At 41.7% G+C, this 11,405-nt stretch carries 15 protein-coding genes, 1 pseudogene and 1 other annotated feature; of the genes and pseudogenes, 8 read left to right on the plus strand and 8 right to left on the minus strand.

The features are described from left to right. Positions 1 to 398 precede the first annotated feature (398 nt). Entirely contained in the window at positions 399 to 1,025 is a 627-nt protein-coding gene (locus D0463_RS17445) for an exonuclease domain-containing protein (RefSeq protein WP_254052845.1), read from the minus strand. Between the two features lie 335 nt (positions 1,026 to 1,360). Next, positions 1,361 to 1,612 (plus strand) — a binding site (T-box leader). Positions 1,613 to 1,663: 51 nt separating this feature from the next. Between D0463_RS17445 and brnQ the strand changes: the two genes are divergently transcribed. Both brnQ and D0463_RS17455 read left to right on the plus strand, forming a co-directional pair. Then, positions 1,664 to 2,998: a branched-chain amino acid transport system II carrier protein gene (gene brnQ / locus D0463_RS17450; protein WP_117308646.1), complete on the plus strand. Its 1,335-nt coding sequence runs from the start codon at positions 1,664 to 1,666 to the stop codon at positions 2,996 to 2,998. Between the two features lie 115 nt (positions 2,999 to 3,113). Continuing rightward, entirely contained in the window at positions 3,114 to 3,740 is a 627-nt protein-coding gene (locus tag D0463_RS17455; protein ID WP_117308647.1) for a flavodoxin family protein, read from the plus strand. A 222-nt stretch (positions 3,741 to 3,962) separates the two neighbouring features. Here the strand turns inward: D0463_RS17455 and D0463_RS17460 are convergent, their stop codons facing one another. Both D0463_RS17460 and D0463_RS17465 read right to left on the minus strand, forming a co-directional pair. Then, positions 3,963 to 4,424, minus strand: coding sequence for a methylated-DNA--[protein]-cysteine S-methyltransferase (locus D0463_RS17460; RefSeq protein ID WP_117308648.1), 462 nt, complete (start codon positions 4,422 to 4,424; stop codon positions 3,963 to 3,965). 20 nt (positions 4,425 to 4,444) lie between these two features. Continuing rightward, positions 4,445 to 5,011, minus strand: a complete 567-nt coding sequence (locus D0463_RS17465; protein ID WP_117308649.1) for a bifunctional transcriptional activator/DNA repair enzyme AdaA — start codon at positions 5,009 to 5,011, stop codon at positions 4,445 to 4,447. A gap of 180 nt (positions 5,012 to 5,191) precedes the next feature. Here D0463_RS17465 and D0463_RS17470 point away from each other — a divergent pair, with 180 nt between their 5' ends. The 5 genes from D0463_RS17470 to D0463_RS17485 all read left to right on the plus strand — a co-directional run bounded on the left by D0463_RS17470 (position 5,192) and on the right by D0463_RS17485 (position 8,072). Further along, complete coding sequence (locus D0463_RS17470; protein WP_117308650.1) at positions 5,192 to 5,416, plus strand: YuzF family protein; 225 nt, start codon at positions 5,192 to 5,194, stop codon at positions 5,414 to 5,416. Positions 5,417 to 5,477: 61 nt separating this feature from the next. Further along, the gene (locus D0463_RS17475; protein WP_117308651.1) at positions 5,478 to 6,368 is read left to right on the plus strand and encodes a manganese catalase family protein; all 891 of its coding nucleotides are present in this window, start codon (positions 5,478 to 5,480) and stop codon (positions 6,366 to 6,368) included. 88 nt (positions 6,369 to 6,456) lie between these two features. Continuing rightward, positions 6,457 to 6,945, plus strand: a complete 489-nt coding sequence (locus tag D0463_RS17480; RefSeq protein ID WP_254052846.1) for an ABC transporter substrate-binding protein — start codon at positions 6,457 to 6,459, stop codon at positions 6,943 to 6,945. 195 nt (positions 6,946 to 7,140) lie between these two features. Next, positions 7,141 to 7,335 carry a hypothetical protein gene (locus D0463_RS19520; RefSeq protein WP_160118470.1) on the plus strand — a complete coding sequence of 65 codons (195 nt, stop codon included), beginning with the start codon at positions 7,141 to 7,143 and terminating at the stop codon, positions 7,333 to 7,335. A 26-nt stretch (positions 7,336 to 7,361) separates the two neighbouring features. Next, positions 7,362 to 8,072, plus strand: coding sequence for an ABC transporter substrate-binding protein (locus D0463_RS17485; protein ID WP_160118471.1), 711 nt, complete (start codon positions 7,362 to 7,364; stop codon positions 8,070 to 8,072). A gap of 37 nt (positions 8,073 to 8,109) precedes the next feature. On the opposite strand, the gene D0463_RS17490 is transcribed toward D0463_RS17485, so the two are convergent. The 3 genes from D0463_RS17490 to D0463_RS17500 all read right to left on the minus strand — a co-directional run bounded on the left by D0463_RS17490 (position 8,110) and on the right by D0463_RS17500 (position 10,076). Further along, entirely contained in the window at positions 8,110 to 8,475 is a 366-nt protein-coding gene (locus tag D0463_RS17490) for a hypothetical protein (RefSeq protein WP_117308653.1), read from the minus strand. Between the two features lie 122 nt (positions 8,476 to 8,597). Continuing rightward, on the minus strand, positions 8,598 to 9,032 hold the full coding sequence (locus tag D0463_RS17495) for a DMT family transporter (RefSeq protein WP_117308654.1): 435 nt from the start codon (positions 9,030 to 9,032) through the stop codon (positions 8,598 to 8,600). A gap of 171 nt (positions 9,033 to 9,203) precedes the next feature. Next, positions 9,204 to 10,076, minus strand: a complete 873-nt coding sequence (locus tag D0463_RS17500) for an SDR family oxidoreductase (RefSeq protein ID WP_117308655.1) — start codon at positions 10,074 to 10,076, stop codon at positions 9,204 to 9,206. A 165-nt stretch (positions 10,077 to 10,241) separates the two neighbouring features. Here D0463_RS17500 and D0463_RS17505 point away from each other — a divergent pair, with 165 nt between their 5' ends. Then, on the plus strand, positions 10,242 to 10,598 hold the full coding sequence (locus D0463_RS17505) for a winged helix-turn-helix transcriptional regulator (RefSeq protein WP_117308656.1): 357 nt from the start codon (positions 10,242 to 10,244) through the stop codon (positions 10,596 to 10,598). Positions 10,599 to 10,666: 68 nt separating this feature from the next. Here the strand turns inward: D0463_RS17505 and D0463_RS17510 are convergent, their stop codons facing one another. Beyond that, complete coding sequence (locus tag D0463_RS17510; RefSeq protein ID WP_254052847.1) at positions 10,667 to 11,089, minus strand: DoxX family protein; 423 nt, start codon at positions 11,087 to 11,089, stop codon at positions 10,667 to 10,669. A 91-nt stretch (positions 11,090 to 11,180) separates the two neighbouring features. Then, positions 11,181 to 11,405, minus strand: a pseudogene (locus D0463_RS17515) (hypothetical protein); the annotation flags it as partial.

The raw sequence follows: 11,405 nt of genomic DNA on the forward strand, positions 1-11,405 counted from the left end.
CCGCAGGAGTCTCGCAGATTCCCTTCCCAAAAACAACATTATCGTTTAACAGAGCCTTTATCTTAAAAAAAGCCAAGATAATAAATGAAATTGCAATTATACAATTAGTCACAGTAATAAAGGAACTACCGAAAAAATGTTAATTGTTGTTTATACCCAGCATAGACATAAGGAGTATTCTAATTATTATATTAAAATGTTTATTTAGCATGTATTCTAATCCTCCTATTACAAAAATGGTACAAAAAGAAACATATTTTAGGATTTTCAAATACAACAAACACTATTCTATTTTGGAAAAGGCATCTGTATAAGCTTCCGGTAACGATAAATATTCCGCTGTTTCTTGTATCGAAAGGTACACGGGATTCACCTCTTGTTTAGCTACATATCAAAATTTAAGCTTTTCTTTTCTTCCAGCCCTCTCGTTTTGCTGCTGGCTGGTATCTTCTCATATGGCCATATGCATGTACTTCTTTAAGATAAGGATCTCCCTGCGGATTGGTTTGTTTGAGCAATTCCATTAGGTATGTAATATCATCCATGGCTCTGTGGGATTGGTAATTGGTTATATTATGTGATTGCAGCAGCGTTAGAAGCTTGCCATTCGCAAAGCCATAGCTTTTCCACGGGACATTTCTCATCGTGCAATACCATTTGGCATCATTTATTTCCGGATACATATGGTAGAGAAAACTGCGGTCAAAAGAGGCGTTATGGGCAAAAACAGCATCAGTTTGATTAAAGTAGGCTTTGATTTTTTCGTCCAGAAAGCTTTTGCCTTCCACTAATTCGAAAGGGATTCCGTGGATTTGATAGGCATTATTATAGTTTCTCCTTGCTGTCTGCGACAGGGGTTCTCTTAAGAAAGAATCCTCATCTATAATCTCTAAAATTTCTCCAGTATCCGGTTGAAAGGAAAATTGTTTCACAGCCAGTTCAATGATTTCATCACTAGCCGGACCTAAACCTGTCGTTTCAACATCAACCAGCAATCCAAGTTTATTCTGTTGTGTCACGTTCATACTCCTCCACGATTTTTGTATATAGTTGCATTTTAACAGCCATTTACATATAAATCATCTTAACATATAAGAAAAGTGAAAGCGCCCTGGTCAGCCCCGACAGGCATAAGACGAACCGCGAGGAGGCAGTTCCTAAAGTAAAACAGTGGTTTGACTTATGACCCGAGGGGCTGGGCGCTGTAACTAGATATCTATCCAAATTAAAAATGTGTATACTTTATCCAAAATAAATACAGTGTCCATTTTATACCAATACTGCTAATAATAATCGAATAATGTAAACTATCAAAATATATTGACATAACTTTTTTTCTCTGATAGATTATCTGTAATAATAAAAATCAATGACGAGAAGAGTAAGATAAGACCCCTGTACCAAAGAGAACCGGTGTGTTGGTGAAAGTCGGTGTCCAGGACTTATCCGAAGATCATCTCTGAGATGCAAAGCTGAATTACAGTAGGCTTTGACGGGTTTTCCGCCGTTACTTTGGAGCACGTATGATTGTACGTTGACTGAGAGCCGTGCGTCTTTTTAATAGATGCTGCGGAATAAGGGTGGTAACGCGAGCTATAAACTCGTCCCTGTACACAGGGGCGGGTTTTTTTGTTTTTGTATAATAATATAAGGAGAGATTCAAATGAGAAAAATGGACACTTTATTTATTGGCTTAATGTTATTTTCGATGTTTTTTGGTGCAGGAAATCTAATCTTCCCGCCTTTTTTGGGAGCCGAATCCGGCACTTCATATTGGTTAGCAATGGCTGGATTTATCCTGACCGGCGTCGGGCTGCCATTCGCTGTGTTGCTGGCTGTTTCACTTGTAAAGGGCGGCGTTCAAACAATCGGCAACCGTGTCCATCCGATATTCAGCACAATCTTTATGGTTGTTATTTATTTAAGCATTGGACCTTTCCTGGCGATTCCGAGGAACGCCAATGTCGCTTATGAGATGGGTGTTACACCTTTCCTTGGCGAATCAATGAACTCATCTTTATTCTTACTTTTATTCACAGCAGCATTCTTTGGCCTTTCATTTGTCATCAGTTTAAACCCATCCAAAATGGAAAAGTATATGGGACGTTGGATCACCCCTGCCCTGCTTTTAGCAATGGTCGTCTTATGTGTCGTGGGGTTTGTAAAATTAGATTCGCCACTGCAATCACCAACTGCTGCATATGAAGCCGGAGCATTCTCCAAAGGTTTTATCGAAGGCTACAATACAATGGATGCCCTGGCCGCTTTGGCCTTTGGAATCGTCATATTGACTTCCATTCAACAAAGAGGCGTACGCAACAGAAAGCAATTAACAAATTATACGTTAAAAGCTGGAGTAATCGCCGGTGTGCTGCTTTCATTGGTATATATCAGCCTTGGATTGATTGGCGGCAAGATGGCGGCAAACGGTTCGTTTGATGATGGAACCGAAATCCTGTCAGCTGCTGCTACACTATTATTGGGACAAAGCGGGACAACACTCCTTGGTTTTATCTTCACATTGGCTTGCTTCACGACCGTTGTCGGGTTAACCACAGCGTGCGGCCAGTATTTTTCGAACCTCATCCCAAAAGCAAGCTATAAAGCTGTTGTTCTCGCCGTTACCCTTGTCGGCTTCACGCTTTCGAACCTGGGCTTGGCTCAAATCCTTAAAGTATCTGTACCGTTCCTTGTTACGGCTTATCCGTTGACCATCGTGTTAATCGTCTTAACATTCTTCAACCGGTACTTTAAGGGTTCTAAAAAAGTATATGGCAGTGCGATGTTGTTTACCGGTGTCTTTGCCGTGATGGACGGACTAGGCGCGTTCGGATTGAAATTAGGACCGCTTCAGACTATGAGTGATATCCTTCCTTTCTCTTCTGTAGGATTGGAATGGATTGTGCCAGCGCTTGTGGGAACCGGCATCGGAATGGCGCTCAGCCGATTGAGCGGCGAAGTCCCGGCGGTAGAGGAAGCAGATGTAGAAGTTTCATAGTTGCAGTTATTGGCCATGCCCGCTTTGCTAGGGCATGGCCTTTTCAAATTATAGTTTTTCAGAATAAACAAAAGGGAAGATAAAGGGTAGACCAATTGAAGGAGTGGAAATGACAATGACCCTAAAGGCTCTTGTGCTAAATTGTACGTTAAACAAAAGCCCGCAAGTATCGAATACACGCGCGCTTATTAATGAAGCCATTACCATTTTCGAGGATAATGGAGTATCGACAGAGGTTTTAACGATGGCCGATTATACGATTGATTATGGAATTACAGCCGAGGCTGTCAGCGATAAAGATGAATGGCCGGAGATTTTTGAGAAAGTGAAAGAAGCCGACATCCTGATCATCGGATCGCCTATATGGCTCGGGGAACAAAGCAGCATTGCTACACAAACGATTGAGAGACTTTATGGCGGCAGCAGCTTGACCAATGAAAAGGGACAATATATGTATTACAACAAAGTAGGCGGTGTTGTCGTCACCGGAAATGAAGACGGCGCCAAGAACGTCTCTCGTTATGTCCTTTATTCCTTATCGCATATCGGGTTTACCATCCCGCCAAATGTCGACACCTATTGGGTGGGGGAAGCAGGACCCGGACCTTCCTTCATTGAAGCGAAAGGATACGAAAATGAATTTACGATGCAGCATGTGAAAATAATGGCCTACAACTTAATTCATTTCGCCAAGATGTTAAAAGAACATCCCATTCCCGCGGAAGGCAATGTGATCGAGTAGTGCAGATTAGGTTTGGATAATAAATTCACTAGTTTGGATAATAAATGACCCGATTTGGATAATAAACCTTCTGGCTTGGATAATAAATTATTATCTACCACTTTTTCACACGATCGTATAAGCTGTAAGATGTTATCGCACACAAAAAACAGGCAGAATTGAACTGCACCCCAATTGTTAGACACAACTAACAATTGGAGGTGCAGTTTTTTGTGTGACAACTCACTCGCGAAAACGATCTTCATGCTGAAGCAGCCACTCTTTCCTCCACAAACCTCCTGCATAGCCGGTTAAGCCGCTGCTCACGCCAATGATTCTATGGCAAGGAATGACGATCATGAGCATATTCCTTCCATTGGCAGCACCCACTGCCCTGATTGCTTTAGCATTTCCGATAGAGACGGCGATTTCTTTATAGGAAACGGTTTTCCCATAAGGTACTGCACCTAATTCGGCCCATACCTTATTTTGAAAGGCAGTGCCATTCGTCATATATTTGAATGTAAACTCTTTACGCAAGCCTTTAAAATATTCATCTATTTGGGTACAGCACTCCCTGAGTAAGGGAGTATCATCCTTCATTGCATCACAGTTTTCACAAAACAGAATCGATATGATCGCTTCTTCTGTTCCTTTAATCTCAAGAAGTCCAATGGGTGATTCATAATAGGTTGTATATGTCATCTGAAAACCTCCATCGAATGTCAATTGCGGATTTCTTCTTTATGTTCATTTCTATATTCAGTCGGAGAGCAGCCAAAATGGTTTTTAAATGCAACCGAGAAATGAGATGAGCTATTGTATCCTATAGAAAGCGCAATTTCTGTGACTGTATCGGTATGATTCAAAAGCAAGTTCACTGCTTGCGACATCCTTTTGTCTGTCAGATATTCCAATGGAGAAATGCCTGTTTTTCTTTTAAATACCCGTTGAAGATGGTACTTGCTCACCCCAACGCTTATAGCAAGGCGATCCAGGGTAATGGATGCAGTGTATTCGAGTTCAATCATTGTCTTAGCCGCTTCCACGACGGCTTCCTCATAAGGGTGCACTAAATCCGGCCTGCACCGTTTGCATGGGCGAAACCCTTCTTCCATCGCCAAACTAGAAATTGAAAAATAACGCACATTACTTTTAAGCGGCGTTCTTGATTTACAGGAAGGCTTGCAAAAAATACCCGTGCTTTTCACAGCATAAAAAAAGACACCGTCATAGGTTTTATCAAAGGATCTTAGAGCATCCCAAAGTAATTCCTCATCGAAAGTGTGCATCCCTTCACCTCCCCCTTCTCTTCATTTATATCATTACAAAAGGATTATTACATTCAAATTCTTGCTTTCTAATTCTCAGGGGCTTGATTCCTTTTCATGAATTTGAACTAGACAAATCCCCAATGCAGGAGCCCAGTCATATAATGCACCGAGCAAAAGAAATATAGGGGAGCGGTTAACATGAATGATACTACCTGGAACCTGAGTGATCCATACGTTTTTCAAACTTTATCGTCAATTGTAGGTGCAAAGGTTGCCGTTCAAACAACACGCGGTTCTGTACGAGGAACCTTAAAGAATGTACAGCCGGATCATATTGTCGTTGAAATGGGAGGCAATTCTTTTTTCATTCGAACCCAGCAAATCATCTGGGTTGTTCCTAATCCTAAACTAAAAATGGAATAATACAAACTTCCCCCGACATAGTGATTGATGTAGGCGTAACCTAAAATATCGGGGGGATTTCATGATTAAACGCGTCAACAGAATCCAAATTGAGCTACCAAGACCAGAACATGGTGATTTGAATGCAGCGTCTTACGTACAAGAATTAATGGGCGGAAAATTCGGGGAAATGTCGACGCTGAATAACTATATGTTTCAATCCTTTAACTTTCGGGGCAAGAAAAAATTAAAACCGTTTTATGATTTAGTAGCAAGCATAACTGCCGAAGAGTTCGGGCATGTGGAACTCGTCGCCAATACGATTAATCTCCTATCATATGGAGAAACTTATCCGGGAGATCCAGACACAGCACCCCTGCAAGAGGGCTTAGACAAACGATATTCTCTCTACTATACGACAACTGCTCAAACAGCTTATCCCGGTGATTCGATGGGCAGGCCATGGAACGGAGAGTATGTTAATAATACAGGAGTTTTAGTTGCGGATTTACTGGCTAACTATCTGTTGGAAATCGGCGCCCGGACTCATAAAATGCGGGTTTATGAAATGACCGATAACCCTACCGTAAGGGAACTGACAGGATACCTCTTGGTTCGCGGCGGCACACATATCCTCGCATATGCCAAAGCCCTTGAAGTAGCGACCGGCGTTGATGTCGGAAAAATGATGCCCGTTCCAAGACCTGATAACTACAAATTTGATGCGGCTAAAAAATTCATGGATCAAGGCTTGTACAATGTTCTTTACACATGGGGTGAACCTGAGTATCGAGACATCAGCATGATTTGGAAAGGCAGGAATCCTGAAACCGGCGAGCCATTAAGGGTGATTGACGGAATGCCGGAAGGAGCACCTGTTCCTGACTTTGAAGAAAAGCCTGAAGAATTTGCTCCTGGCATTGACAGAGATGATTATGAAAAAATTCTAAAAAGGTTAATGAGCAATCTATAAAAAGAACTGCCTGCCGGACTTATTTTCCTGCAGGCTTATGTGGTGTTAAGCATACTCTCGGGTACCCCGGAAATAAGGAGGATAAGAAATGAATGAGCTCGATGCTGTACCGGATCAAATTCCTGCGGGGATGATTTATGTAGTTGACCCTTCTCCGCTAAATTGGCTTTTTGTTTTGTTTAACACAATGGAGGAACCAGTTCGGGCCAATCCACAAGGGAATATCATACCATCATTAGCAACAGAAGCAAATTGGTTGAATCCTTATACACTTGAATTGCGATTGAGAAAAGATGTTTTCTTTCATGACGGAACTCGCTTTACCTCAAAACATGTGAAAGAAAACTTTGAGGAACTCCAGCGTTGGACAGCGCCGCACCCACCCGGTACCTGGTTGAATTTCCACGAGGATACACGGTGTGAAGTAATTGATAACGATACGGTTCATTTCATTTTTCCATCTCCTGATGGTTTAGCTGTCAGTAAAATGCGCGCTTTTCATATCGGAAATGAGCTTTTTTGGAATTCTATTGGATTCGGATATGCCCGTAACGGAAGTGGGGAAGGTCATTGGTGAGTCCTTGACGCTCCGGGCCCGTGGGGTACCGCACCATTTGTATTAACAGAAGGGTTTTCTTCAATAGATAATCAGATTGCCATTATAAGCAAGAAGCCGTTTGCTTGTACTTGGCTTACCGAAGCCGAAGACCGGACGCCATATGTACGCTTGGAGGCCAATCCACATTATTGGAACAAAAAACGGGGACCGCGTTTGCAGCGTGTTGTGTTCAGAAATGATCTATCCCCTGCAGAGGCTATAGAGCTTTGCATCCGATCAGAGGGTCAAGTGGATATCGTCACAGATGTAGCTCCCTCCGCTTCCTCTCGAGTCATTTCATCCTCTTATACAAAACTGATTGCCGTGGATGCCAACCAAGTTCTGGCCGGCACATTCAACCTTTTGTAAAAGATATTCCTTTTCATGACAAGCGTTTGAGGGAGGCATTCAATCTATCAGTAAATCGGGACCATTTAATAAAAAAAGGATTCTTGGGCTATGCAAATCCAATCGCCGCCATGACACCTTCGTGGGCAAAGGATTTCCCAGAAGACCTCGAGCCAAAGCCATATAATCCTGCCAAAGCGAGGCAATTATTTAAAGAAGCCGGCAGCTGGCCATCCGGCAGAAAATTGGAGATTGCCGCTACTGAAAGATATACTGACGCAGCAAGATTGATTGGATATGATATAGAGAATACTTTAGATATTGGCGTAAAGATAAAAATGATCCCCGAGTATAACAAGAACAGCTGGCTTCGTGTATCAGCAGAGAAGAAATTGCACCCTAATTGGGACATAATGCTTGCAGATGTATTTGCTAGCTTTTCTGAAGGAACACCTGCATTTATCCATCGGGAGTTTTTCGGATTTGACGGTTCCTATCGTACAGGTCCACCTTTACCTACATTTGACCGATTATTCGCCAAAATGGCTGCTCAGACCATCCCGGACGATTTAATCCAAAAAGCTAAACAGATTGACACATACGTATATAATGAATCATTGGCACTTTTCCTGGTTGCACCAAAAAAACTGTACGCAGTGAACCGCCATGTGCAATTTCAAGCGTACCGGACGACTTTTGAGTTAGCAGAGACTGCTGTTACCAACATGCATTGGTCCAGAATGGATAAACTCATATAAAAGACAGGAATTAGCGAAATTCCTGTCTTTTTACAGCTTATTTTGGGATGGCTCCCATTCCTTCTAAAATGATTTTTGCATCGGCACTTAACTGATCTACAAAATCTTTTCTTAATATCAATTGTTCTTTTCCCTTGATTGTAACTTTAATGGATCGCACATCAAACTTTGCGGCATACGTATTAATTGCGCTGATTGTCGCCATCTCTGCCCTTGTTAAAGGTACATAACCAGATTCAGTGTTGCTTGTCAAAATCTGAAGCAATTCCCTCGCATTGCCTTTCAGCAGATTTCTGTTTGCCTGGAGTATATCCATATTCTCTTCGATGTACCTTCTTGTAGTAACCAAATCAAGCTCATCAACAGACTTATTTATTTTCGTTATTAATTCTTTAATTCCCATCGCTGTATCTCCTCTTTAATTGTATCCTATCTTTAATTTATCGGTTTAAAGTGGAAAAATTAAAGGAGGATTTGATAAGGAATTTTTTATTAAAGAGTGATATTCCATTAAATATTTCTGCTTCATTTATGGTTATACAAGTACAGGGAAACGAATAGCAAAAGGATTGCTGTTAATTTCTTTACGTCAATGGGGACTTTTACGCCTCCTAATAGGCCGAAATGATCAATAATCGCCCCGATTAGAATTTGTCCGGCAATGACTGCTACCATGGCTGGCGCGACACCGATTTTTGGAACGACAAGCACCATGACAAACACATAGAAAGCGCCCAATATCCCTCCAATCAATTGCCATTTTGGCACGCTCGAAACGGCCAGGATATTGCCCTTACCCAAAAACAAAACGGCGAAGAACAAGACAAGAGTGCCGATTACAAAAGATATAAAAGATCCTTCTATCGCACCCACTTTCTTGCCCAGCCCACCGTTTATTTGAGCTTGAAAGGCAACCGCCATTCCACCGACTAACGCTAGTAACGGAAAAATGATTTTCACAGGCTATAATCTCCTTATCTTCTGAAAAATTCTAATTAAGGATATTATACTCCAAAGATAATAATAAAGGCTGGTTTACAATTTGAGTAAACAACCTTTCTGATTTTTTCGACAGAGACCTATTAATAAGTCAAAAGGGAGCCGAACAGGCCCCCTTTCTTAAAAAATTATTTACTTTTTCAAAAATTCTGTGATACTTTCACGGATGGTAGTTGGTTTTCTACCGATCAGTTTCTCCAAATCCGTGGATGTGTTGCCTTCTTTTCCGCTTGCTATCGTCTGGTAAAGGGCAACCTGGAACTGGGCGAGCCCTTCAGGAAGTCCGGCATCGATCATTCCGGCCAAAGCTTCTGAATCTGTCACGGATTGATGGGTTACTGTTTTTCCGGAAACATCGGAAAGAATTTGAGCCAAGTCATCATAGCCCCAAGTTTCGGAAGACGCCAGATCATAGACTTTGTTTTCATGTCCATCCTCTGCAAGCACTGTTGCGGCTGCTAACGCCAAATCATCACGTGTGACCGTGTTAATCCTTCCAGTCCCGGCTGAAGTAACGATCACTCCGCTGTCAATAAACGTTTGGAGGCCCGGATTGACAAACACTTCTTGATAAAATGCGTTTCGTAAAATAGTATAGGCAACACCTGAAGCACGGAGAGTATATTCAGTTGCTAAATGTACATTGCCTAATGGAGGAAAAGCCCCTTTATCTGCAAAAGCGAATCCTGTATAAGCGATATGTTTTACTCCTGCCTTCTTAGCCGCTTCAATCGCATCAACATGCTTACGAATCCGAGCTACACTGTCATCTTCTGGTGTTGATATTAAAAGCAGCTTTGAAGCCCCGGCAAAAGCTTTTTCCAGTGACGCGGGATCCTCATAATCGCCAAAGCGGACTTCAATTCCCTTGTCGGCAAACATGGACGCTTTCTCAAGATTTCGCACACTGACAGCTATTTCACTGGCAGGCACTTTAGTAAGCAAGTGTCCGACAACAAGCTGACCTAATTCACCGGTTGCTCCGGTAATCACAATTTTTGACATAAGTTAGTCATCTCCTCTTATTTAGATAATTAAAGTTTTTAAAAATTACTTGCTTTAATTCTCAAGCATAATCTTATATTATGTTATTAGGTTACTTTTTAAAAGTAGGCACATTTTTATGACATAGTCATAAAAATAGTACCGTTAAGAGAGAGAGGAATTTTCATGGCTCGAATTATATTGCAAGGAGAACTTCCCCCCGGCCAAGAAGGGATTTGTCCTGTTACACATACACAAAATATGATTGCGGGAAGATGGAAAATCATCATCCTTTGGCATTTAAGTAAACAAACAAGAAGGTTCAATGAACTCCAAAGGCTGTTACCCGGTATATCAAAAGGCATATTGACCCGCCAATTACGAGAGTTAGAACAAGATGAACTGGTACACAGGGAAGTGTATAAAGAAGTCCCGCCGAAAGTGGAATATTCGTTAACTTCTACAGGTAAAAGCTTCATTCCAATATTGGATAGTATGGGTGAATGGGGGACTAAACATTTACAAAATCAGAAAAAAAGCTAAAGCCTATTTACTGCTTTAGCTTTTCAATTTCTTGCTAAACAGGTTTTGCCCACTTATAACTAATTAAATCAATACAAATCAAAAATTGCCGCATCCAATGAAATAGCTCCGGGACCAGTCAACCAGATCCCTAATGCAACAGCTATCAAAACTACGTTATATTCAATACCGCTATTGTCGGAAAACAAACCATTTTTTGCATGAACCTTCACAATAGCGACAATCATCGGGATAATAATTAAAATAGCTGCCAGCGGTGTAAGAAATCCTAAAAGAAAAAGGATACCACCACCAAACTCACTTAAACCAGCCAAAAGGGCCATCGTTTTACCGGGTTTTATGCCAATTTGTTCGAAAAATCCGCCTGTCCCTTGAGGACCGCCGCCGCCAAACCAGCCAAATAATTTTTGAGAGCCATGTGCTGCGTAATAAAGTCCAACAACCAGTCTGATAATAAAGATTCCTAAGTCCACTTTTTCTTCAACTCCCACGATTTTGCTTCATTTGAAGGTCCTTATTTATTTACAATGACACCCCTCCTGACTGGAGGGGTGTCATTGTTCTATTATTTTGGGCGTAGGATTATTGCATATAACCCATGGAACTGCCCTGGTTCATCATGCTGCTTCCGTTTGCTCCAGCAGACATGCTTCCGCCGTTCATCATGCCTTGATTTTGAAGATCTCTAGCGATTTCCTGTCTCACCTGTTGTGCATCAGTTCCAGCAATACCTGGCTGCATGATATTCTGAGCGCCTCCAAAGCCTGATTGCATACTAGATTGGCCTCCGCCAAATCCAGCTCCGGC

The sequence above is a fragment of the Bacillus sp. V59.32b genome (genome assembly GCF_003429085.1).
Lineage (GTDB): Bacteria > Bacillota > Bacilli > Bacillales > DSM-1321 > Peribacillus.

What these genes read in the sequence shown, in the direction of transcription:
- D0463_RS17445 (WP_254052845.1), bottom strand. Translation starts at nt 1,025, where the DNA reads ATGAACGTGACACAACAGAATAAACTTGGATTGCTGGTTGATGTTGAA.
- brnQ (WP_117308646.1), top strand. Translation starts at nt 1,664, where the DNA reads ATGAGAAAAATGGACACTTTATTTATTGGCTTAATGTTATTTTCGATG.
- D0463_RS17455 (WP_117308647.1), top strand. Translation starts at nt 3,114, where the DNA reads ATGACCCTAAAGGCTCTTGTGCTAAATTGTACGTTAAACAAAAGCCCG.
- D0463_RS17460 (WP_117308648.1), bottom strand. Translation starts at nt 4,424, where the DNA reads ATGACATATACAACCTATTATGAATCACCCATTGGACTTCTTGAGATT.
- D0463_RS17465 (WP_117308649.1), bottom strand. Translation starts at nt 5,011, where the DNA reads ATGCACACTTTCGATGAGGAATTACTTTGGGATGCTCTAAGATCCTTT.
- D0463_RS17470 (WP_117308650.1), top strand. Translation starts at nt 5,192, where the DNA reads ATGAATGATACTACCTGGAACCTGAGTGATCCATACGTTTTTCAAACT.
- D0463_RS17475 (WP_117308651.1), top strand. Translation starts at nt 5,478, where the DNA reads ATGATTAAACGCGTCAACAGAATCCAAATTGAGCTACCAAGACCAGAA.
- D0463_RS17480 (WP_254052846.1), top strand. Translation starts at nt 6,457, where the DNA reads ATGAATGAGCTCGATGCTGTACCGGATCAAATTCCTGCGGGGATGATT.
- D0463_RS17490 (WP_117308653.1), bottom strand. Translation starts at nt 8,475, where the DNA reads ATGGGAATTAAAGAATTAATAACGAAAATAAATAAGTCTGTTGATGAG.
- D0463_RS17500 (WP_117308655.1), bottom strand. Translation starts at nt 10,076, where the DNA reads ATGTCAAAAATTGTGATTACCGGAGCAACCGGTGAATTAGGTCAGCTT.
- D0463_RS17505 (WP_117308656.1), top strand. Translation starts at nt 10,242, where the DNA reads ATGGCTCGAATTATATTGCAAGGAGAACTTCCCCCCGGCCAAGAAGGG.